Annotated in this window: 16 protein-coding genes; 8 read left to right on the forward strand and 8 right to left on the reverse strand. The window is 63.0% G+C overall.

Features of this window, described 5'->3' with window-relative positions; translation table 11 throughout:
* The 3 genes from ACJJU9_RS02835 to ACJJU9_RS02845 all read right to left on the reverse strand — a co-directional run bounded on the left by ACJJU9_RS02835 (nt 1) and on the right by ACJJU9_RS02845 (nt 4458).
* Nucleotides 1–1017, reverse strand: coding sequence for an LLM class flavin-dependent oxidoreductase (locus tag ACJJU9_RS02835; protein WP_407730008.1), 1017 nt, complete (start codon nt 1015–1017; stop codon nt 1–3).
* On the reverse strand, nt 1007–1960 hold the full coding sequence (locus tag ACJJU9_RS02840; protein WP_407730009.1) for an LLM class flavin-dependent oxidoreductase: 954 nt from the start codon (nt 1958–1960) through the stop codon (nt 1007–1009). Before ACJJU9_RS02840 ends, ACJJU9_RS02835 begins: the two co-directional genes overlap by 11 nt.
* A 62-nt stretch (nt 1961–2022) precedes the next feature.
* Complete coding sequence (locus tag ACJJU9_RS02845; RefSeq protein ID WP_123751685.1) at nt 2023–4458, reverse strand: TonB-dependent siderophore receptor; 2436 nt, start codon at nt 4456–4458, stop codon at nt 2023–2025.
* 370 nt (nt 4459–4828) lie between these two features.
* Between ACJJU9_RS02845 and ACJJU9_RS02850 the strand changes: the two genes are divergently transcribed.
* Nucleotides 4829–5821, forward strand: coding sequence for a P1 family peptidase (locus ACJJU9_RS02850; RefSeq protein ID WP_407730010.1), 993 nt, complete (start codon nt 4829–4831; stop codon nt 5819–5821).
* A 73-nt stretch (nt 5822–5894) separates the two neighbouring features.
* Here ACJJU9_RS02850 and ACJJU9_RS02855 read toward each other — a convergent pair whose 3' ends face one another.
* Nucleotides 5895–7274 carry a tetratricopeptide repeat protein gene (locus ACJJU9_RS02855; protein ID WP_407730011.1) on the reverse strand — a complete coding sequence of 460 codons (1380 nt, stop codon included), beginning with the start codon at nt 7272–7274 and terminating at the stop codon, nt 5895–5897.
* Nucleotides 7275–7549: 275 nt separating this feature from the next.
* Here ACJJU9_RS02855 and ACJJU9_RS02860 point away from each other — a divergent pair, with 275 nt between their 5' ends.
* Genes ACJJU9_RS02860 through ACJJU9_RS02885 form a run of 6 tightly spaced genes read left to right on the forward strand, consistent with a single transcriptional unit; the run spans nt 7550 to nt 14677 of the window.
* The gene (locus ACJJU9_RS02860; protein WP_407730012.1) at nt 7550–9166 is read left to right on the forward strand and encodes an ABC transporter substrate-binding protein; all 1617 of its coding nucleotides are present in this window, start codon (nt 7550–7552) and stop codon (nt 9164–9166) included.
* Nucleotides 9163–10155 carry an ABC transporter permease gene (locus ACJJU9_RS02865; RefSeq protein WP_048367699.1) on the forward strand — a complete coding sequence of 331 codons (993 nt, stop codon included), beginning with the start codon at nt 9163–9165 and terminating at the stop codon, nt 10153–10155. The genes ACJJU9_RS02860 and ACJJU9_RS02865 overlap by 4 nt, the downstream gene beginning before the upstream one ends.
* Nucleotides 10152–11000: an ABC transporter permease gene (locus ACJJU9_RS02870; RefSeq protein WP_153351381.1), complete on the forward strand. Its 849-nt coding sequence runs from the start codon at nt 10152–10154 to the stop codon at nt 10998–11000. Before ACJJU9_RS02865 ends, ACJJU9_RS02870 begins: the two co-directional genes overlap by 4 nt.
* Complete coding sequence (locus ACJJU9_RS02875) at nt 10997–12622, forward strand: dipeptide ABC transporter ATP-binding protein (protein WP_407730013.1); 1626 nt, start codon at nt 10997–10999, stop codon at nt 12620–12622. The genes ACJJU9_RS02870 and ACJJU9_RS02875 overlap by 4 nt, the downstream gene beginning before the upstream one ends.
* The gene (locus ACJJU9_RS02880; protein WP_407730014.1) at nt 12619–13842 is read left to right on the forward strand and encodes an LLM class flavin-dependent oxidoreductase; all 1224 of its coding nucleotides are present in this window, start codon (nt 12619–12621) and stop codon (nt 13840–13842) included. The genes ACJJU9_RS02875 and ACJJU9_RS02880 overlap by 4 nt, the downstream gene beginning before the upstream one ends.
* A complete protein-coding gene (locus ACJJU9_RS02885; RefSeq protein WP_407730015.1) occupies nt 13829–14677 on the forward strand; it encodes an alpha/beta fold hydrolase in 849 nt (282 codons plus the stop codon). The genes ACJJU9_RS02880 and ACJJU9_RS02885 overlap by 14 nt, the downstream gene beginning before the upstream one ends.
* Before the next feature lie 77 nt (nt 14678–14754).
* On the opposite strand, the gene ACJJU9_RS02890 is transcribed toward ACJJU9_RS02885, so the two are convergent.
* Both ACJJU9_RS02890 and ACJJU9_RS02895 read right to left on the reverse strand, forming a co-directional pair.
* Nucleotides 14755–15414 (reverse strand): ATPase, encoded by a 660-nt coding sequence (locus ACJJU9_RS02890; protein WP_407730016.1) that lies wholly within the window; start codon nt 15412–15414, stop codon nt 14755–14757.
* Nucleotides 15415–15507: 93 nt separating this feature from the next.
* Entirely contained in the window at nt 15508–15948 is a 441-nt protein-coding gene (locus ACJJU9_RS02895; protein ID WP_407730017.1) for a carboxymuconolactone decarboxylase family protein, read from the reverse strand.
* Nucleotides 15949–16058: 110 nt separating this feature from the next.
* Between ACJJU9_RS02895 and ACJJU9_RS02900 the strand changes: the two genes are divergently transcribed.
* The gene (locus tag ACJJU9_RS02900) at nt 16059–16979 is read left to right on the forward strand and encodes a LysR family transcriptional regulator (protein ID WP_123751693.1); all 921 of its coding nucleotides are present in this window, start codon (nt 16059–16061) and stop codon (nt 16977–16979) included.
* A 49-nt stretch (nt 16980–17028) separates the two neighbouring features.
* Here ACJJU9_RS02900 and ACJJU9_RS02905 read toward each other — a convergent pair whose 3' ends face one another.
* Entirely contained in the window at nt 17029–18468 is a 1440-nt protein-coding gene (locus ACJJU9_RS02905; protein WP_407730018.1) for an efflux transporter outer membrane subunit, read from the reverse strand.
* Nucleotides 18461–21640, reverse strand: coding sequence for an efflux RND transporter permease subunit (locus tag ACJJU9_RS02910; RefSeq protein WP_407730019.1), 3180 nt, complete (start codon nt 21638–21640; stop codon nt 18461–18463). Before ACJJU9_RS02910 ends, ACJJU9_RS02905 begins: the two co-directional genes overlap by 8 nt.
* Nucleotides 21641–21651 lie beyond the last annotated feature (11 nt).

A 21651-nucleotide genomic window follows, 5' to 3' on the forward strand; every position in this document is an offset into this window, starting at 1 on the left:
TCAGACGTTCTCCTTGCGCAGGCCCTGAGCTGCCAGCAGGGGCAGGACCTGTTCACCAAAGCGCAGCACGTCGCTGACCGACGGCTGGCTCTGAATCACGATATGTTCGATCCCCAGCCCATGCAGTTCTTGCAGGCGGGTGGCGAGTTGTTGCGGGGTGCCAATCAGGTAGGCCGGTTGCCCCGGCGCCGTTTGCAGCAGATTGGGATGGACCTCGAAATGGCGCAGCGGGTGGCCGCCGCGTTGCAGGCGCAGCACGCTGTCAGCCTCGCTGGTTGGGGCGGCCGGTAGCGCTGGCAGTTGTCGGGCGGCGGCCTCCCAGGCCTGCGCTTCGGTGTCGGCGAGGATCAGCCCGAAGGTGCAGGCAAACGCGAGCGGTGTTGACGGCTCAATGCTGGCGGCGCGCTGACGCTCGATGGCCTGGCGCAACTGTGCAGGCGGCGCCGCCCGTAACAGGCAAACCTGTGCCTGGCTGGCAATCAGCGCCGGGCTTTGGCTGTCGTTGAGGACGATGGCCGGGGCGGGCAAATCGCGGCGGGCATAACCGGCGTTTTCCAGTTGGAAGTAGCGGCCGCTGTAAGTAAACCCCCCGTCGCCGCCGCGCAACAGGCGCCCGAGGATATCGAGGTATTCGCCGATGCTTTCGCTGCGCTGGTCACGGTTGAGCCAGTCGTCGAAGGTGTGACGCGCGGTGCTTTGCTGGCTGTCCGGTAGGTGCAGGCGCACGCGGTTGCTGCTGATCGATTGCAGGCTTTGCACGGTGCTGGCCAGCGCGGCGGGGAGCATCACTTGCGGCGGCACGCTGACCGTCAGTTGCAGCTGGCGGGTATGTGCGCACAGCGCGGCGGCCACGCCCAGGCTGTCAGCACACTGGGAGCCGCCGGGTATCCACAGGCCATCAACGCCTGCGTATTCGACGGCCTGGGCCAACTGAATCCAGTGCCCTGGCTGCGCCGTCCAGTCGGGCGCCGCGCCCGCTGCGCAGAGCGGCAGTTGCCAGCTGAATTCAAGGGGCATGGGCAGGTTCCGTTACGGAGTGGACGCTGGCGCTGAAACGGTTGCTCGGTCGCGGCAGGCCCAGGTGTTCACGCAGGGTGCTGCCGCTGTAGCCGTGGCGCAACAGCCCGCGGTGTTGCAGCAATGGAATCACATGCTCGACGAAGGTGTCGATGGCGTCGGTCGAGTCGGTGAACAGCACATTAAAACCATCGCAGGCGCGGGTCTGGAACCCGTGTTCGAAGCGCTCGGCGATGTCATTGGGCGTGCTGCCCAGCGGGTTGATCGTGGTCAGAATCTTGAGGTGTTCAGGGTTGCGGCCCAAGGCAGCGGCACGCTGTTTGATGTCGTGATAGAAGGCTTGGGCAGCGGGCAGGTCGCGGTACTCGGCGATGATCACGTCGGCCACGCGGATGGCCAAGGCTGTGTCCGCTTCTGATGCGAGGGTGTGCACCCGCAGCGGGTGGCCTTGCGGCGGGCGGGCGACGTTCAGCGGGCCGCGCACCGAGAAGTGCTCGCCCTTGTGGTTGAGGGTGTGCAGTTTGCCGGGGTCAAAATAGCGGCCGCGGGCTTTGTCACGGATAAAAGCGTCGTCGTCCCAGCTGTCCCACAGGTCGTTAACCAGGTCGTGGCGTTCGATTGCGCGCTGGCTTGACGGCTCGCTGGCAACGCCCCAGGCGGCGCGGCCGTTGGACAGGTGGTCGAAGGAGGCGAGTTTACGGGCGATATGGTACGGCTCGGGGTCGTTCGGGCTGGCGATGAGGCCGATGCGCTCGGTGACGGCGGCCAGGGCCGACATCAAGGTCAGCGCTTCAAACTGTTCGGGTGGTTCGTTGAAGCTCAGGGCGGCGAATGTGCCGCGCTCGGCGCTGCGGGCGAGGGCCTTGAGGCGCTCGAAGTCCGGGCGACGGGTGTTGGCGGTGAAACAGGCACCCAGTATCAATGGGTCGGTACGGCGGGTCATGACAGCCTCCGTGCAAGTGTTCGGCAAAGCCCTGCCGCCGCTGGGGGCGGCAGGGCGATGGGTCAGAAGTTGTACGTCACGCCGGTGTACCAGTAGCCGCCGGTGGTGCCGTACGGCGAGAAGTTGCCGTACGGGAAGGCGCCTGAGCTGCTCGGCAGGTTTGTGCGTTCCGGGTAGATGTTGAACAGGTTGTTGGCGCCCGCCGTCAGGGTCAGGCTGGAGGTCAGGTGGTAGTCCACGTTGAGGTCGGTGATCCAGGCTGGCGAGAACGTGCGGTCGTAAATTTCTGCGGTGCCGTACTGGGTGTACTCGCCGTAGCGGGTCAGGTTGAGGCCGATATCAAACTTGTTGATGGTCCAGGTGGTGCCCAGAATCAGCTTGGACTCCGGGTTGCCGTGCTTGAGGTTGCCCTGGCGCTGACGGTTGTAGCCGCCGTCCGGGCCGAGGGTGGCCTGGGCCAGGGGCGAGGCGTGGATGTCATCAATTTCAGTGGTGTTCCAGTTGAAGCCCAGGGTGTAGCGCAGGTTCCCGTAGGCGCCCAGGTTCTGGCGGTAGTCGCCGATCAGGTCGATGCCGCGGGTGGTGGTGTCCAGTGCGTTGGTGAAGTAAGTCACCGCCTGGTTGGTCGGCAGCCCGGCGGCGCCGAGGATGGCGTCGATTTGCGGCGTGCCGCCCAGGTAGCCGGTCTGGTCGATGCGGTCCTTGATTTTGATCTGGTAGGCATCGAGGGTGATGCTGGTGGCATCGGTCGGTTGCAGGGTCAGGCCGAGGGCGAAGTTGGTGGATTTCTCCGGCTTGAGGGTGGTGGCCCCCAAGGCCTTGGCCACTTCAGAGTCGACCGCCACGTTGCGGTAGTTGAACAGGTTGCCGTTGACGCTGGTTTGCGAGGTGGAGCTGTAGATCTGCTGGGCCAGCGACGGCGCACGGAAACCGGTGCTGACGCTGCCGCGCACGGCGAGGATCGGCGTCAACTGATAACGGGTGGCGATTTTGCCGTTGGTGGTGGTGCCCGAACCGTCGTTGTAATGCTCGTAACGACCGGCCAGATCGACGTGCCATTTGTCGGTCAGGTCCTGACCGATCTCGCCGTAAGCCGCCAGGCTGGTGCGGCCTTTTTGGTCAGCATCGGCAGGCGTGGTGCCAGCACCGGAGATAGTCCCCGGCGCAATCGGGTTGCCGCTGACGCCCGTATCAAACGGGCCGCTGGCGTAAGAGGCGTAGTCGCCCTTGCCGATTTTGTAGTTCTCGTAGCGTTGCTCCAGGCCCCATGAAATCTGCGTCGGCTTGGCCAGACCAAAATCGAAGGCGCGGGTCAGGTCGAGGTTGTTGGTCCACTGGCTGAAGGTCTTCACCCCGGTGTCGACCGAGGTCGGCGAATCAGGCCCGTAGCTCAGGTTGTAGGTGTGGCGCAGGGTGGCTTCGGCGTGGTCCTGGCCGTAAGTACTGGACAGGTCGTAGTCCCAACCGGCGACGGTGCCTTTGCCACCGAAGGCCACCTGAAAGTCGTTTTCGATAAAGCGCAGGGTGTCTTCGATCCCTTCCGGGAACGGTGTGGCAATGCCGTCAAAGCTGGCGGGCTGGTGGAAGGCCAGAGGCTTTTCCGAGTTGCGCCGGGTGTAGGTCGAGAACGAGTACAGGGTCAGGTCATCGCTGACTGGCAGCTCGGCGTTGTATCCCAAACTGAAGTTGCGCGCCTCGGGCAGGCCGGTGCCGTAATAGGTGTGCTCCAGGCTGGTGTTGCCCGCGCTGTCGGTGTACGGGGCTTTGTCGGAGCGGTCGGAGACCTTCTGGTGGCGCACGTCCAGGCCAAAGTTGATAAAGCCGTCATTGGGCAGGGCAAGGCCGACGTCGCCGGTCTGGCGGATGGTTTCGCCGTCACCGTTTTGGTAGTTCTGGCCGTAGGTGGTTTTCAGGCTGCCACCGTGGTCGGTCTGTTTGAGGACGATGTTGATCACCCCGGCGATGGCGTCCGAGCCGTACTGGGCCGAGGCGCCGTCACGCAGGATCTCGACATGATCGATCAACGCGGTGGGGATCATGTCGAGGTCGACCGGCTGCGAGCCGGAGTTCAGCGACGTGCCGTTGTTGAGCAGGGCGCTGTTGTGGCGGCGCTTGCCGTTGACCAGCACCAGCACCTGGTCGCCGTTCAAGCCGCGCAGGCTGATGGGCCGCACCACCGACGCGGAACCGTAGCCGGACGACGCCGGCAGGTTGATGGACGGCAGCACGCGGTTCAGGGCGCGGGTCAGGTCAGGCTCGCCGGTGGCCAGTAACTGCTGGGACGAGATCACGTCCACCGGCGCGGTGCTTTCGGCCAGGGTGCGGGCCTGGCCACGGTTGCCGACCACCACGACGGTGTCCAGCGGGTTGTCGCTCTTGCTCTCGGCGGCCAGCAGCGGGCTTGCGGCCGTCGCGGCTTCGCACACGGCGAGAAACAACAGGCTGCGGGCGAAGATCTTGCGCGGCTGGGGTAAACCCGTGATGCGTGAAGAAGTCATGGTACGAAGGCTCCAGTGTGTTCCCCGGTTCGCGCCCTGCTGGGTGGCCAACCTTGTCGGGTAAGGCGACGGCATTGGCGTCGCGAAAAAGTGGTGAGTAGCGGCTTGTTGCCGGATGCTCTGGGGCATCAGTCTCAAGCTCTGGTGCAAAGGCCTTGAGCAAGGGCTGTGCCATTGTTGAAAAGCCTTTGTTAACAACGGCTTGCACGGCGGGTGTGAGCGGGGTTGGTGTTTTTGTAGCAATGCCCGATCAGGGTGTTGATTTTTCTACAGGGGCATTGGATGGCGAACCGGCTATTGACGGCGCTCTCGGCCTTGGCACATCACTTGCTCCACATCGGGTACCACCACCTTTTCAGGAAGCGATTGAATGCCACATCCCGGACCCCGCAATTTGCTCACCGACATCCCCGGCCTGTTGGTCGGCCACGCCATCGATGAACGTGTCGATACGGGCGTCACGGTGATCCGCACCGATCGCCCGTGGACTGCCAGCGTCGACATTCGTGGCGGCGGCCCGGGCGGGCGCGAGTCGGCGGCGCTGGAGCCGGAGAACATGGTCGGGCAGTTGCATGCGCTGGTGTTCTCTGGCGGCTCGGTGTTTGGCCTGGGCGCTGCGGATGCGGTGACGGCGGCGTTGTCGGTGCAAGGTGTTGGCCTGCATTTGAAGGCGGGCGCGCCGGCCATCCCCATCGTCCCGGCTGCCGTGTTGCACGACCTGTCCAATGACGGCGACAAGGACTGGGGGCTGGAGCCGCCTTATCGTCGTCTGGGCTTTGAAGCACTGAACAACTGCGCCGAGGATTTCGATCTGGGGGCGGCAGGCGCGGGGCGGGGCGCCATGGCGGGCGTGCTGCAAGGCGGTCTGGGTTCGGCCTCGCTGGATTTGGGCGACGGCCTGATGGTTGCCGCGCTGGTGGTGGCCAACCCGATCGGCTCGGTGTACATGCCTGATGGCGAAACCTTCTGGGCGTGGCCGTGGGAAATCGCGGGGGAGGCGGGCGGTACACGGCCGCAGGGCGAACAGGACTGCAATGATCCGATGCCTGAACTGTCGCGGCTCGATTCCATGGGCCGCCTGCAAGCCGGTGCGAACACCACGCTGGTGGTGGTCGCCAGCACCGCGCAGATGAGCACCGCCGATTGCAAACGCGTGGCCATCATGGCCCAGGACGGCATCGCCATGGCGGTGCGCCCGGCGCACTTGCCGTTCGATGGCGATACCGTGTTCGCCCTGGCCAGCGGCGAGGTTGAACTGAGTGCTGGCGCCCGCCGTCAGGTCGATATCGGCCGTATCGGCTCGGCGGCGGCCACCTGCGTGGCCCGCGCCATCGCCCGTGGCGTGTACCAAGCCCGCCGTTGAAACACCCCTCTGTAGGAGCGAGCTTGTCTCGCGATCTTTTGATCTTTTAAAAGATCGCGAGGCAAGCTCGCTCCTACAGAGGGGTGTTTGGGGTGTTAAGCACCACCTCAATCCGCGCTGCGGCGGCTTGCGCCAATGTCGGTAGGCCCAGCGCTTGGTACACCCGCTCCAGCGCCCGGTTGGTCGGTACGTCCTGTGCGTCATAACGACGACGCAATTCCAGCACCTGCTGCGCTCCGGCCCAGTCTTGCGCGTGCAGGCGAGCATCCAGTTCGATCTGGGCGAACAGGTCGCGCTGGGCATGGCTGCCGCCAATGTCGTTCAACCGGGGCAGGGCCACGCCCAAACGTTCCAGCGCCACTGGGTGTTCACCACGGGCATGGGCCAGCAACCCTTCGGCCAGCGGCAGAGTAACCTCGGCCCAGACCGCCCGGCTGAACACTGGCGCTTCACGCGCATGCTCGCGCAATGCGTGCAGTAATTGATCGGCCTCGGGCTTGCCTGCGCGGCCCAGCCCATACAGGTATTGCACGCTCAAAAACGGCTGCACGGTATCGCGATGGCGGGCTTGCAAGTACGGCGCGAGGGCCTGCCAGCGCTGGCCCACATCGATCCCGGCCAGCTCCAGACGGGCCAGCAGCGATACGGCGCCGATCTGGTCCTGGGAGTACGCCGGCAGCACGCCCCAGACATGCTGGTCGTAGATCTCCAGCACCCGCGCCTCATCGCCACGGGCCAAATAAAACAGCGCCAGATGCCACCAGTTGTGGGTGTACATAAACGAGTTGAGCCCCTGCCAATGGTGGCTGACGCTTTCCAGAAAACCGATGCCTTCTTCAATGCGCCCTTGGGTCAGCATCACGTGGGCCAGCGCATGTTGTGCCCAAGGCTCGCTCGCTTGCAGTTGCAGGGCGCGGCGCGCACTGGCTTCGGCCTCATCCAGCAAATGGCATTGCTCGTAGGCGAACGCCAGCATGCCGTGGCTCTGGGCGATATCGTCGTTGGCCGCCACGGCCTTGAGGGCGATGCGCAGCAGCGCCGGCCAGTTGCCGCGATTGAACTCTACGTACTGGTTGAGCTTGGCCGCGAACAGGTCGCGGGGGTACTGGTCGAGCAGCATTTCGCTGAGGTGCAGCACCTGGTCGAGGTCTTCGTTAATCCACGCCTGCAACAGCGCCACATACAGCGCTGCCCGTGGCTGCGGGTCGGCCACCTGCGCGGCGATTGTGCGAAAGCGCTCGGCCAGCACCGGGCCTTCGGGTGATTCGCTAAACATCATCAGGATGCCGGCCAGGGCATTGCTCAGCGCCGATTCCGGGTGGCGCTCGGCACTGGCCACAATCCCCTCGGCACGCGGGTGGTAGCTGAGAAAACCCGAGGTGAAATCGTCCAGCGCCTGACGCGCCAAGGGGTGGTCGGTGTCGATGGGGTTGCCGAGGTAGTCGTGTGACATGCGAGGTGTCCGCTCAAAGGTCGATCCGTTGTACAGGGCAAGGGCTGTGCCAGTTCGTGCGGCTGCGCAGTCAGGCGCACTGGGGGGAAAACAACACGTTGGCCACTGTTGCTTTTTCCACAGTCAGGTCCGGGGCTGTGGTTTTTTCATCAATGCGCCAGCGCCGCAGACCGCCGCGCCGCCGGTTCAGCGGCCGGTGGGGGAGTGGCACACCCCTTGCAAAACTGCTTGGCAGTGGGGCCGCATGCCCCGAGCAATTAACGCCAGGAGTTCGCATGTCCAGTCCAGCCCATCGTCATCCGCCTCGCCCCGGGCCGCTGCGCCTTGCCCTCAAACGCCTGGGCCTGCTGGCCAGCGCCGCGGTGTTTGCCGCCAGCGTTCACGCCGCCCCGCAAGACGGCGGTGTGCTCAACCTGATCGCCCAGCCCGAGCCGCCGTCGCTGATGCACGGCGTGGTCACCCATGTCTCGACCCAATACGTCAGCGGCAAGATCCTCCAGGGCTTGCTGACCTTTGACACCGATCTCAAGCCCAAGCCGGTGCTGGCGCGCAGCTGGACGGTGTCGCCGGACGGCCTCACCTACACCTTTGAATTGCAGCCCGACGTGCAATGGCACGACGGCAAGCCGTTCACCGCGTCTGACGTTAAGTTCAGCTTCGGCACCTTCTACCCTGAAGTCGATAAACGCATTGCCAGCGTGTTCGAGGAGTACCTCGACAACATCGACGCCAGCCAGCCGCACCAGGTGGTTTTCCACCTGAAAAAACCTTTCGCGCCGTTTCTGTCGTTGCTCGGCAGTGGCCTGCGCCCGATTGCCCCTGAGCACCTCTACGCGGGCACCGATTTTCGCAGCAACCCGTACAACCTCAAGCCGGTGGGCACCGGGCCGTTCAAGTTTGCGGAGTGGAAGCGCGGCGCTTACATCAAGCTGGTGAAGAACCCTAACTACTGGAAGAAAGGCTTGCCGCACCTGGACGCGATTGTCTTTCACGTGATCCCGGACGGCTCCTCCCGTGCTGCCGCTTTTGAGCGCAACGACGTGCAGGTGCTGCGCAGCGGCGATGCCGACTACTCCGATCTCAAGCGCCTGGGTGCACTGCCGGGCGTGGAGTCTTCGGACAAGGGCTGGGAGCTGTACTCAGGGCTGGCCTACTTGCAGTTCAACACCCGCAAGCCACCGCTGAACAACCCCAAGGTTCGTCAGGCGATTCTGTATGCGCTGAACCGTCCGTTTATCGTCGACAACATCTTCTTTGGTGCGGGCAAGGTCTCGCCCGGTGCTTTCGCCTCCAGCTCGCCTTATCACGACCCGCAACTGCCGCAGTACGGCTATGACCTGGCCAAAGCCAAGGCGCTGATCGCTGAGTCCGGGGTGGACGTGGGTGCGGTGCGTATTCGTTTGCTCAACGGTGAGAAAGGCGGCGCCTGGGAGCGTCTGGCGGAGTACACCCGACAGGCCTTGCAGCCGCTGGGTTTCAAAGTGCAGGTGGTGACGTCGGACGCGGCGACCTGGTTCCAGCGCGTCAGCGATTGGGACTTTGACCTGACCTACAACTTTATCTTCCAGATCGGCGACCCGTACCTAGTCAACGCCTACCTGTACCGCACCGACTACATCCTCAAAACCTCGCCGTTCGCCAACGTCGGCGGCTACAGCAACCCGGACGTCGACAACCTGTGGAGCAAGGTTGCTGACACCCCTGAAGGCGCGGAGCGGACTCGCGTGTACAGCGAGCTGGAGCACAAACTCAACGACGACCTGCCGGTGGCGCCGATCTTTGAGATGCGCTACCCGACGCTGTTCCACAGCCAGGTGAAGAACCTGCTGCAAACCGCCACCAGCCTTAACGAAGACTACGAGAGCGTCTACCTGGACGCCCCGGCGCCATGAGCGGCGTGTGGTTCCTGGGCGCACGCCTTGGGCGTGCGCTGCTGATGATCTTAGGTGTGCTGGTGCTGAGCTTTTTGCTGGTGCGTTTGGCACCGGGGGATCCGGCGCAACTGATGGCCGGTGAGGCGGGCGTGGACGATGCCCAGTACATCGCCAAGTTGCGCAGTGAGATGGGGTTGGATCAGCCGTTGCCCCAGCAGTTATTGCACTACTTGGGGCAGGTGGCGCACCTGGATCTGGGATATTCCTATCGCAATCAGGCGCCGGTCTGGGACTTGTTGTCCGAGCGCTTGCCCGCCACCTTGAGTCTGATGGGCTCGGCGTTTGTCATCTCGTCACTGTTCGGCGTGGCCCTTGGCGCGCTGGCTGCGCTCAGCCGCCAGCGCCGCCGCTGGCTGGACGGGCTGATTTCCAATGGTGCGCTGTTGTTGTACGGCACGCCGCCGTTCTGGTTGGCGATGCTGTTGATCGTGTTGTTCTCGGTCAAGCTCGACTGGCTGCCCGCGTTCGGCATGCAGACCGTCGCCGCCGACCTGAGCGGCTTCGCCTGGCTGGGCGACCGGCTGCGCCATCTGGTGCTGCCGTGCCTGTCGCTGAGCTTTCTGTTCCTCGCTTTGTACGTGCACCTGACCCGCGCCGCCACCCTGGAGGCGCTGCAACAGGAGCATGTTTACACGGCCCGTGCCAAAGGCCTGGCGCCGTCACGGATCGTCTTCGCCCACGTGCTGCGCAACGCGCTGCTGCCGGTGGTGACCTTTGCCGGGTTACAACTGGGGCAACTGGCCAGCGGCGCCTTGCTGATTGAAGTGGTGTATTCCTGGCCGGGCATCGGCCGCTTGATGTACGACGCCCTGTCCCAACGTGATTACAGCGTGTTGCTGGGCGGCTTTTTGCTGATCTCGGTGTTGGTGGTCGGTTTCAACCTGCTCACGGATTTGGCTTGCCGCCTGATCGACCCGCGCATCGGCGCCGAAGGGGCAGCACGATGAGGGATTCCAGTGTGTGGCAACGTTTTATCGGGCAACCTGCGGCGCTGATCGGCGCGCTGTTTTTATTGCTGCTGGGCCTGCTGGCCGTGGCGGCACCGTGGCTCTGCCAGGGCTCGCCCTGGGAAATGAACACCACGCCCATGCTCGCGCCGTTTACCCAGGCCGGGCATTGGCTGGGCAGCGACATGTTGGGCCGCGACCTGGCCACCGGCTTACTGTACGGCGCCCGGGTGTCGCTGTCGGTGGGCGTGTTGGCGACGCTGGCCACCTTGCTCACCGGCTTGCTGGTGGGGGCATTGGCCGGTTACTTCGGCGGCTGGCTGGACGCGGTGCTGATGCGCGTGGCCGAGTTCTTCCAGATCATTCCGCAACTGGTGCTGGCGGTGATTCTGGTGGCGGTGCTGGAGCCGTCGCTGGGCACCATCGTGTTGGCCATCGCGCTGGTCGCCTGGCCTGCGGTGGCGCGGTTGGTGCGCAGCGAGTTCCTCAGCCTGCGCCAGCGTGAATTCGTGCAGGCTGCGCGGGTGCTGGGGCAAGCGCCGTTGGCCATCGTGTTCCGGCAAATCCTGCCCAATGCCTTGGCGCCGTTGCTGGTGACGCTGAGTTTTGTGATGGCCACGGCGATTCTCACCGAAGCCGCGCTGGCCTTTCTCGGCCTTGGCGACCCGGATGCCATGAGCTGGGGCTACATGATCAACGCCTCGCGCGGGATGCTGCGCGACGCCTGGTGGATGAGCCTGATGCCGGGGCTGGCGATTCTGTTTTGCGTGCTGGCGGTTAACCGTGTGGGCGAAGGCCTGCGCATTGCTTTTGAACCTGCCCGTCGCCCTGGAGACTCTGCATGAGCGCAGCCCAACCGATTTTGCTCGACGTCGAGCACTTGCGCATCGCCTTGCCGTCGGGCGGCGACCGCAGCCACGCACTGCATGACGTGTCGCTGCACGTGCGCGAAGGCGAATGCCTGTGTGTGGTGGGCGAGTCCGGCTCGGGCAAGTCGATGCTGGCCAAGGCTCTGCTGCGCCTGCTGCCAGCACCTCTAAAAATCGAGCACGGCACCCTGCGCTGGCGTGGTGAAGACCTCGCCAACCTGGATGAACCGGCCATGCGCGCCTTGCGCGGGCGCGACATCAGCATGGTGTTTCAAGAGCCGATGAGCGCGCTCAACCCGTTGCTCAGTGTGGGTCGACAGATCGACGAAACCTTGCAGGCCCATGGCGTGAAAGACCGCGCCCAGCGCCGCGCTCGGGTTGTCGAACTGCTCGGCTATGTCGGCCTGCCGGACCCGCAGCGGCTCTACCATGCCTACCCGTTTGAATTATCCGGTGGCCAGCGTCAGCGCGTGGTGATCGCCATGGCGCTGGCCTTCGCGCCGAAGTTGCTGATCGCAGATGAGCCGACCTCGGCATTGGACGTGACCACGCAACGGCAAATCCTCGATTTGCTGCGGCGCATCCAGCGTGAGCAGGGCATGGCCATGCTGTTTATCACCCACGACTTTGCTGTGGTCGAGGCCATTGCCGACCGCGTGCTGGTGTTGCAAAAGGGCCATTACGTCGAAGCAGGCACAGCGGCTCAGGTACTGGGTGCGCCGCAGCAAGACTACACACGGCAGTTGATTGCGGCGGTGTCTGCGGCACCCGATCACCCGCGCCCGACCCTGGCGCCGGGAAAGCCGGTGTTGCAGGCGCAGCAGCTGGAAAAACACTTCAGCCGCCGCCTCGGTTGGTGGGGGCGGCGCACCACGCGGGCGCTGGCGGGTGTCGACCTGCAACTGGCCGAAGGCGAAACCCTGGGTATCGTCGGTGAATCCGGCTCGGGCAAATCGACCTTGGGCCGCTGCCTCGTGCGTTTATTGCGCAGCGATGGTGGCAGCTTGCACTGGCACGGGCGTGACGTCACCGACCTGCCTGAAGCGCGGTTGCGCGGGCAGCGTGGCGAGGTGCAAATGATCTTTCAGGACCCGTTCGCCTCGCTCAACCCGCGCCAGCGCATCGGCACGCAACTGATGACCGGGCCGCTGGCCCAAGGTCGCAGCCCGGCGCAGGCGGCAGAAAAAGCACGAGAAGTGCTGGGCTTGGTGGGCCTGCCAGAAACCGCGCTGGAGCGTTATCCCCATGAGTTTTCCGGCGGCCAGCGCCAACGTATCGGCATCGCCCGGGCCTTGGCGGTGGAGCCCAAAGTGCTGATCGCGGACGAATGCGTGTCGGCACTCGATGCGCTGATTCAGGTGCAAATTCTTGAATTGCTTGAGGACCTGCAACGGCGGTTGAAGCTGAGTATTGTCTTCATCACCCACGACCTGCGCGTGGCGGCGCGCTTGAGTGACCGCATCGCCGTGATGCAGGCCGGGCAAGTGGTGGAGCAGGGCGCGACCGCCGCGTTGCTCGGCCAACCCAACCACCCTTACACCCGCAGGCTGCTGCAAGATTTTGCGCTGCATACCCAGGTGCTGGAGGCCACACCATGAGCCAACGGATGATGAGCCTCAACGCGTTTTTGATGGCCACCGGGCACCATATCGCGGGCTGGCGCCACCCCGAGGCGCAGGCCGATGGCGGCCTGAACTTCGCCCACTATCAGCAACTGGCCCGCACTGCCGAGCGCGGTTGTTTCGATGCGTTGTTCCTCTCCGACACCTTGGCCATGTTGCCGGGCAGCGTTGAGGCGCTGAGCCGCATGTCGCGCACCGAGCACTTCGAGCCGCTGACGTTATTGGCGGGGTTGGCCGCCGTCACCGAGCGCATTGGCCTGGTGGCGACGGTGACCACCTCTTACAACTCGGTTGAGTCGCTGGCCCGGTCCTTCACTTCCCTTGAAGCCCTCAGCGGGCAGCGCAGCGGCTGGAATCTGGTGACCTCCAGCAATGCCAACGAAGCCTTCAACTTTGGCCGCGACGGCCACTTCGAACACGCCCGACGTTATGAACGGGCCCACCGCTTTTTGGCCGAGGTGCAGCAACGCTGGGCCAGCGCCGGTGTAGCGCCGGTGCAAGTGCTGGCCGGTGCCTCACGGGAAGGCTGCGAGCTGGCAGCGGCCCATGCCGAAGTGGTGTTCACCGCACAACCTGAGCTGGCGGGCGCCCAGCGTTTTTACCGTGACCTCAAGGCCTTGTTGCCCAAATACGGGCGTAGCGCCGAGCAGGTCAAAATCATGCCGGGGGTGATGCCCATCGTCGCTGACACGGCGGATGAAGCGCAGGCCTTGTTTGATCAGTTGCAAGGGTTGGTGCAGCCCGAAGTCGGTCTGTCGCTGCTCGCAGATATTGCCGGTGGCACCGACCTGTCGGCCTTCGCGCTGGATGGACCGCTGCCTGAACTGCCCGCTACCGAGTCCGGGGTCAGCCGTCGTGACCTGCTGATCCGTGTGGCCCGAGCAGAAGGCTTGAGCATTCGCCAGCTTTACTTGCGCATGGCAGCGGCACGCGGGCATCTGGTGCTGGTGGGCGATGCGCGGCACGTGGCCGACACACTGGAGCAATGGTTTGTCGAAGGCGCCGCCGATGGCTTTAACGTGATGCCGCCGTATTTGCCCGGTTCGCTGGATGCGTTTGTCGACAAGGTGGTGCCTGAGTTGCAGCGCCGTGGCTTGTTCCGCCGCGCTTATCAGGGCCGCACCTTGCGTGATCATCTAGGCCTGCCCCGTCCCGATTATTTTGCCGCTCAGGAGGCCAAAAGTGCCCAAGGCTGACCCCAACCGATTCGCTCACTTGCCGCTGGTGCGTGGCCAATTGATAGACGTGCGCCCCGGACGACGGCTGAGCGTGGCCGTGCATCAGGGCAATCGCGACACCGTGGTGTTTTTGGGCCATGGCAGCGGCGGCAACAAAGACCAGTGGCGCGAGCTATGGCGCAACTTGAGCGAGCAGGGCTACACCTTGGTGGCTTGGGACCTGCTCGGCCATGGCGACAGCGACAAACCGCGCGACGCCAACGCCTACGCCTGGGACGAACTGGTGGCCGATAATCTGGCGGTGCTCAAGCGCTATGCCGGGCCGCGCAATCTGTACGTGGCGCACTCCTACGGCACCGGCTTGGCCATGAGCACTTTGCTTGCATTGCCGAGCCAGCAACCGGCGCTGCGCATCGACGGCGCGTTGCTGCTGGGCAGCGTCTTGCATCGCCCGGTGGGGACGGGTGGGTTGTTGAGTTTGCCGAACTGGCTGCTGACGTTATTACGGCCGATCTTGGCCAAAGACTTTCGCGCCCGCGCCTGGCACCCCGAGGCTGATCCTGCGTTGGTCGACTACGAGGACGGCCTGGCCCAGTGCAACCGCCTGGACGTGTTCAAAGCCCTGATGAACAACGCCCAATGGCCCGACGCCCAGGCGTTAGCCGGGCTGGATGTGCCGGTGTACGTGGTGTCTGGCGAAACCGACGGCCTGACCCCCGCCAGCGGCGGCGAAGCCCTTGCCCGCCACCTGCCCAACGCGCACTACCAGTTGTTGCCCTGCGGCCACCAACTGATGCTCGAATGCCCGGAGCAAGTGCTGCAAGCCTTTGAGCGTTTAGCGGCCAACTGTTGACCTCTGTAGGAGCGAGCTTGCCTCGCGATCTTTTGATCTTTTAAAAGATCGCGAGGCAAGCTCGCTCCTACAAGGCATTACCGGCTCAGCACGTCATTTAAAGACCGGTCAAAGTTGTGCAGTGCATTGATTTGGACGTTTTGTTGCTGGGTGATGTCGCGAACAATGTCTTCACTGCGTTTGTTACCCGCCCACACGGGCGTCAGGGATGTCGCATCATGACCGGTTGCCGTGGCGATGTAGTTCAAGTGCTTGTCATAGAAGTAAGCCGTTGTGGTCGATTCAATATCAGAACTGCGCGGCGTGATTAGCTGGCTATGTGTGTCAATCACCACGATCACGTCAGGTTTGGCCGCCTTCAGGGCTTCGACGTCCGGATAGACGGTGACAGTGCCAAATCGACGTTGCAGGGCGCTTTTTACCCAATCGACAGCAAGGTCAGGATTGGACGTGGCGATGTACGCATCACGAATCGCCGGGACCAGCAGGCTTTGGCCAAATCCCGTGCCTGCGTTGGCCTGGTAATGCTCAAGGTAGGCCCGATTGGTCTGGGTGTTCTGGCTGTAAAGGATGCCGAGAGTCAGCTGTTGGCCTGTTTCGACCGTGGCCCCGGTGTTGCCGCTTTCAGGTGGGCCATAAAGGCCACTCAATGATGAAACGGCTGACGGTGCAGCAGGAATCGAGCACCCGGATAACAGGGCTACGGCCGTCAATGTCATGACAAACCCCAGTTTCATGGCGGTTCTCCAAGGGTACTTAACACTCAGTCATTAATGGCTGGGCGGGAGCAAGACAGTAAGGCGATGACCTGGCCCCCGCGACAGAGGCATTTAGTGCGGTTGCATGGCGAAACCAACGCCAAAGCGGTTCCAGGCGTTAATCGCAGCGATTACAAAGGTCAGCTCTGAAAGCTCTTGCTCGTTAAACTGCGCCGCCACGGCGTGGTAAATGTCATCAGGTGCGTGTCGCTCTGCGACCAGGGTTAGGGTTTCGGTCCACAGCAACGCGGCGCGTTCACGGGCGTCGAAAAAAGGCGTTTCTTTCCAGGCGCTGATAGCCATCAGGCGGCGGGGTGTCTCACCGGCTTTCAATGCGTCTGCTGTGTGCATATCGATGCAGTACGCACAGCCGTTGATTTGCGAAGCACGAATGCGCACCAGCTCTCGCAGCGAAGCAGGCAGGATCGATTGAGAGGCGGCTTTCTCCAGGCCCATCATTGCTTTCATGGCGTTGGGGGCGGCTTCGTAGTAGTTGATGCGTTTGTTGCTCATGGGGTTTTCCTCTAAATGTCGCCACTTGCCGTGGCATGGGCAAATTGTAGGAACTCCAAAAGCTCGGATAAACTAGCCGAAATCGTTTTGTTCTTACGGGAATTCGTACAATGGCGCTCGACCGTTTAGAGGCAATGCGTGCGTTCTGCCGCATTGTCGAAGTGGGGAGTTTCAGCGGGGCGGCCGAGTCTTTGGGGCTGGCTAAAACCACTATTTCGGGGCAGGTGCAGGCGCTGGAGCAATTGCTTGGCATCAAGCTGTTGCACCGCACGACCCGCAAGGTTTCACCCACCACCGAAGGCACGGCTTATTACAGCCGGGCCCGAGCGCTGATTGACGAGGTAGACGAGCTGGAAGCGTCTGTTTCCAAAAGCCGCAACATCGTTCGCGGTCGGGTTCGAGTCGAAATGCCTTCCCCGGTTGGCATCCTGCTGATTGTGCCGGCGCTGCCTGATTTCGCGGCCAGGTTCCCGGATATCCACCTTGATATCGGCTGCAGCGAACGGGTGACGGATCTGGTGCAGGAGGGCGTGGATTGCGCCATTCGCGGCGGTACGGTGTCGGACCCGGATCAGGTCTGCCGACCCGTAGGGCAAATGCATTTTTGCTTGTGCGCCTCCCCGGCGTACCTGGCAAAAGCGCCGCCCCTCAAGGTGCCCGCCGACCTGGCCGGGCATCAGCATCTGGGGTTCAAGTTTCCGGCCACTGACAGGCGTTTTGTGCCAACCCTGCAGCGGGGTGAGGAACGCTATGTGCTGGATCTCCCGCCGACCATGTACTTCAACAATGGCACTGCCACCGCCGCTGCGGCGGTCGCAGGGCTTGGGGTCGCCTTTATCCCCACGGCAGAAGCCGTGGCCCACTTCAGCAGTGGTGCGCTGGTAGAGGTGCTGGCGGACTGGACAATGCCGAGCATGCCGATGTCCATTGTTTACCCTTACACGCGGCACTTGTCGGCCAGGGTCCGGGTGTTCACAGACTGGGTGGCGGCCTTGATGGCTGATGATCCGTTATGGGCTCTGCCCTATTAGAGTCATGACTTCGCCAGACGCCGGGTTAACCCGGCGTCTGGCGTATCGGTCACTTTATGGGGGCGGGCGGAGCAGGCGCATGTTCTGGCCAGCCTCCGGCCAGGGAGGCATACAGGTCCACTGCGCTGGTGGTGCTGCGGGCCTGACTGTCGGCTTGGGAGATCTGTGCGGTGTACAGCGCTCGCTGCACATCGAGCAGTTCGAAGAGCTCAATGGCGCCAGCCTGGTAGCGGGCGCTGGCAATGCTGGACGCGGTGTTCAACTCGTTGGCCGCACTCGTCAGCCGGGCATTTTCAGCCTGGCTGCGGCTGAGGCGAACCAGTGAGTTCTCGACGTCTTCCAGCGCTTTGAGCACCGTTTGTTGATATATCGCCAAGCGGGCCGCGGCTTCGGCGTCGGAGGCGGCGATGCGGCTTTTGACTCGGCCTACGTCCAGAAAGGACCAGTCAATGCCCAATAGCGCCAGGTTCGACTCGGCACCTGCCGAGTAAAGCCCGCCGCCATTGAACGCGAACGTCCCGATGGCCGCGCCCAGGCTGACCCGCGGAAACAGGTCGGCCGTGGCGACGCCCACGCGTGCGGTGGCGGCATGCAACTGCTGCTCAGCTGAGGCGACATCCGGGCGCCGCCGGATGACTTGCGCAGGCGTGCCGGGCTCGATGACCTGCGGCGCCGTCGGCAGCGCGGCATCGGCTTGCAGTCGTGCATCCAGCGCGGTGGGCGGCAAGCCGGCGAGTACGGCCAGGCGGTGCCGGTCCACGGCCACTCGCGCCTGAAGGGGCGGCAGGCGTGACAGTAATATCTCAAGCTGGGCCTGTGCCCGGGACAGGTCGTAAGTCGACCCGCGCCCGGTTTGCAACCGCCCCTGGACGATCTCCAGTGTTTGCTTCTGGCTGTCGGCATTCGCTTGCGAAAGCCTGAGCATCTTCTGTGCAGCACGCAGGTCGATGTAGGTAGACGCGACCTGGCTGACCACTGCAACTTGCATGGCGTACAGGTCGCTGGCTTTGGCCTGTGCGGCGGACCTGCTGGATTCTACCGAGCGCCGTACCCGGCCCACGAGGTCCAGCTCCCAGCTCAGCGAAGCCTTGTTGGCATACACATCATTGCTGCGGGGCGCACCGTTGGCTTCGTCGGTGCTGGCTCTCTGGTGACCCGCTTGTCCGGACATCGTGACGGTCGGGATCTGGTCGAACCGGGCGAGGCGCAGTAGCGCATTCGCCGCATCGTAGTTGGCCAGCGCTGTTTGCAGGTCATGGTTGGCGGCCAGAGTGGTCTCTATCAGCGCGGTGAGCTGAGGGTCTTCAAAACGTTCCCAGAACGCAGCGCTGGCCGCGTTTGCCTGCGCTTGTCCGGTCTCTTGATCCTGTGTCCGGGTAAAGGTCGCAGGCAGGTCGGGTGTCTGTGGTCGATGAAAGTCAGGCCCGACGGTGCAACCTTGCAAGAGTGCCAACAGGACGGGCAGGGGCCAGTTTTTTAGCTTAATCATGGTGCAGGGCCTCCGCTGCATGGGGTGACAGGTGCGAGGGATGGGCTGGGACACGGGCGCCCAGTTTTCTCAGGACCACGTAGAACACCGGTGTCAGGAACAGTCCGAAGATCGTCACCCCGAGCATGCCGAAGAACACGGTCACGCCGGTGGCATGCCGCACTTCACTACCGGCCCCGGCTCCGATCAGCAGCGGGACGGCCCCGGCAATAAAGGCCACTGAGGTCATGACGATCGGGCGCAGGCGCAGGCGGCAGGACTCCAGTGCTGCCTCCAGGGTGCTGCGGCCTTGCATCTCCAGTTCACGCGCGAATTCCACGATCAGGATGGCGTTTTTGCACGCCAGCCCCATCAGCACCACCAGGCCTACTTGCACGAACACATTGTTGTCGCCGCCCGCCAGCCATACCCCGCTCAGGGCTGCAAACATGCACACCGGCACGATAAGAATCACGGCCAGAGGCAATGTCCAGCTCTCGTACAGGGCTGCCAGCACCAGGAACGCGAGAATCACGGCAATCGGGAAAACGATGATGGCGGTGTTGCTTTGGGTGACCTGCTGGTAGGTCAGATCGGTCCATTCCAGTTCGATACCGCGCGGTAGCGTACGGGCAGCGATCTCTTCCAGTTTTTTGATGACTTCCCCTGACGACAACACGCGCGGGTCGGCATCGCCAATCAGGTCGGCGGCCGGGTAGCCGTTGTAACGCATGACCGGATCCGGGCCGAAGGTCGACACGATGTCCACCATCGAGCTGATTGGCACCATCTCACCGTGCACGTTGCGCACGCGCAAATTGCCGATGTCTGCAGCGCTCTGCCTGAAGCCGGTATCTGCCTGAGCAATAACCCGGTACACGCGGCCCAGCATGTTGAAGTCATTCACATAGACGGAGCCCAGATAGGTCTGCAAGGTGTCGAAGACCGCTGTGGGGTCGACGCCTTGGGCCTGGGCTTTGGTTCGATCCAGTTTCACTTCCAGTTGCGGTATGTCGGACTGGTAAGAACTGACCGGGAACGTCATGCCCGGGGTGCTCGCCACTTCGGCCTGAAATGCCTCCAGCGCTTTTTGCAACGCGGCATATCCGAGCCCGCCGCGATCGGTCAAAAACAACGAGTAGCCTGAGCCATTCCCCAAGCCTTGAATCGGCGGGGGCAGCAGTGCATAGGCGGAACCGTCCTTGATGGCGGCAAACTTGACGTTGAGCTCGGCATTGATTTGCTCGGCGCTGCGTGAGCGCTGCGAAAACGGCTTGAGCAAGATGTAGGAGGTCACAAGGTTAGGCGTTGTGGTGCTTTGCAAGGCGTTCAAGCCGACATAGGAGTTGGCGAAGTCCACGCCTTCGACGGTCAAGGCAATGGCTGACATTTCACGTGCGACCGCCTCGGAGCGCGCCAGTGAAGCACCGGGCGGCAGCGTTGCGCCTGCAAAGAGGTAAAGCTTGTCCTGGTTGGGAATAAAGCCGCTGGGGATCGTGTTGAACAGCATTCCGGTTGCGCCCAGCAACAAGGCATACATCACAAAGACCACACCACGGCGTGGCAACAGCCGCGCGATGCCACTTTCATAGCGCTCCGAGCTGCGATTGAAGAACCGGTTGAACGGACGCAGCAACCAGCCCAACGCACTGTTCATCCAGCGCGTCAGCCTGTCAGGCGGTGAGTGGTGATGACGCAGCAGCTTGGCCGCCAACGCGGGCGACAAGGTCAGCGAGTTGATGGTCGAGATGACCGTCGAGATGGCGATGGTTACTGCGAACTGTTTGTAGAACTGGCCGGTGACACCACTCATGAAGGCCATCGGAATGAAGACGGCACACAAGACCAGCCCGATGGCCAGAATAGGCCCCGAAACTTCACGCATGGCCTGGTGGGCTGCCTCCAGCGGGCTGAAGCCCAGCTCGATATTGCGTTCAACGTTTTCCACCACGACGATGGCATCGTCCACCACGATACCGATGGCCAGGACCAGGCCGAACAGGGTCAGGGTATTGATCGAGTACCCCAGTAAATACAGAAAGGCGAAGGTCCCGACGATGGACACCGGGACGGCAATCAGCGGAATGATCGAGGCGCGCCAGGTTTGCAAGAACAGCACCACGACCAGGACGATGAGCACCATCGCTTCGAGCAGGGTGTGTTGCACGGAGTTGATGGACTCACGCACAAAGACGGTCGGGTCCCAGACGCTGACGTAACTCACGCCCTCCGGGAAGTCCTTGGACAGGCTGTCCAGCTTGGCGTAGACCGCGTTTGCAACCTCGATGGCATTGGCGCCGGGGGTGAGGAAAAAGCCGATGGCGACTTCCGGGTTTTTGCCTCGAAATACCCGCAGCGTGTAGTCGTTGGAGTCCAGTTGCACACGGGCCACATTTGACAGGCGGGTGACCTGCCCGTCGCTGCCGGTCTTGAGGATGATGTCGCCAAATTCCTGTTCGGTTTTCAATCGCCCTTGAACGTTGATCGAAATGAGAAATTCGTTATTTTGCGGCGAAGGCTCTGCCCCCAACTGGCCTGCCGACACCTGGACGTTCTGTTGGCGAATCGCTGCGATTGCGTCTTGAGCGGTAATCCCGCGTGCTGCGAGTTTGTCCGGGTCGAGCCAGACGCGCATCGCGTAGTCGCCTGCGCCGTACAGAATGACGTCACCAATGCCGGGGATGCGTGACAGCTCATCTTTGACATGCAGGCGCAGGTAGTTACGCAGGTACAGGGCATCGAACTGGTCGTTGCTCGAATACATGTCGACGAACATCAAGGGTGTCGGTGATTGCTTCTGGGTGGTAATGCCGTACTGGCGAACCGACTCGGGCAGGCGCGAAAGGGCCTGGCTGACCCGATTCTGCACGCGCACCGCAGCCGTGTCAGGGTCGACCTTGGCGTTGAAGGTGACCACCACTTGCAGGGTGCCGTTGGAGCTGGCAACCGACTTCATGTAGATCATGTCTTCTACACCGGTGATCGCCTCTTCCAGCGGGACGGCGACCGAATCGGCGATTTCTTTGGGGTTGGCGCCCGGATACGTGGCTTTCACTACCACGGTGGCAGGCACTACTTCCGGGTATTCGCCGACTGGCAGCAGCGGAATTGCGACCAGGCCAGCGGCGAAAATAATGATCGACAGCACCATCGCGAAGATGGGTCTGTCGATAAAAAACTTGGAAAAGTCCATAACAGGAGCCT

Origin of the sequence: Pseudomonas helleri, from assembly GCF_045830615.1 — a bacterium.
In the GTDB taxonomy this organism is placed as follows: domain Bacteria; phylum Pseudomonadota; class Gammaproteobacteria; order Pseudomonadales; family Pseudomonadaceae; genus Aquipseudomonas; species Aquipseudomonas helleri.

Coding starts and splice junctions, on each gene's coding strand:
- ACJJU9_RS02835 (WP_407730008.1), bottom strand. CDS start 1,017: ATGCCCCTTGAATTCAGCTGGCAACTGCCGCTCTGCGCAGCGGGCGCG.
- ACJJU9_RS02840 (WP_407730009.1), bottom strand. CDS start 1,960: ATGACCCGCCGTACCGACCCATTGATACTGGGTGCCTGTTTCACCGCC.
- ACJJU9_RS02845 (WP_123751685.1), bottom strand. CDS start 4,458: ATGACTTCTTCACGCATCACGGGTTTACCCCAGCCGCGCAAGATCTTC.
- ACJJU9_RS02850 (WP_407730010.1), top strand. CDS start 4,829: ATGCCACATCCCGGACCCCGCAATTTGCTCACCGACATCCCCGGCCTG.
- ACJJU9_RS02855 (WP_407730011.1), bottom strand. CDS start 7,274: ATGTCACACGACTACCTCGGCAACCCCATCGACACCGACCACCCCTTG.
- ACJJU9_RS02860 (WP_407730012.1), top strand. CDS start 7,550: ATGTCCAGTCCAGCCCATCGTCATCCGCCTCGCCCCGGGCCGCTGCGC.
- ACJJU9_RS02865 (WP_048367699.1), top strand. CDS start 9,163: ATGAGCGGCGTGTGGTTCCTGGGCGCACGCCTTGGGCGTGCGCTGCTG.
- ACJJU9_RS02870 (WP_153351381.1), top strand. CDS start 10,152: ATGAGGGATTCCAGTGTGTGGCAACGTTTTATCGGGCAACCTGCGGCG.
- ACJJU9_RS02875 (WP_407730013.1), top strand. CDS start 10,997: ATGAGCGCAGCCCAACCGATTTTGCTCGACGTCGAGCACTTGCGCATC.
- ACJJU9_RS02880 (WP_407730014.1), top strand. CDS start 12,619: ATGAGCCAACGGATGATGAGCCTCAACGCGTTTTTGATGGCCACCGGG.
- ACJJU9_RS02890 (WP_407730016.1), bottom strand. CDS start 15,414: ATGAAACTGGGGTTTGTCATGACATTGACGGCCGTAGCCCTGTTATCC.
- ACJJU9_RS02895 (WP_407730017.1), bottom strand. CDS start 15,948: ATGAGCAACAAACGCATCAACTACTACGAAGCCGCCCCCAACGCCATG.
- ACJJU9_RS02900 (WP_123751693.1), top strand. CDS start 16,059: ATGGCGCTCGACCGTTTAGAGGCAATGCGTGCGTTCTGCCGCATTGTC.
- ACJJU9_RS02905 (WP_407730018.1), bottom strand. CDS start 18,468: ATGATTAAGCTAAAAAACTGGCCCCTGCCCGTCCTGTTGGCACTCTTG.
- ACJJU9_RS02910 (WP_407730019.1), bottom strand. CDS start 21,640: ATGGACTTTTCCAAGTTTTTTATCGACAGACCCATCTTCGCGATGGTG.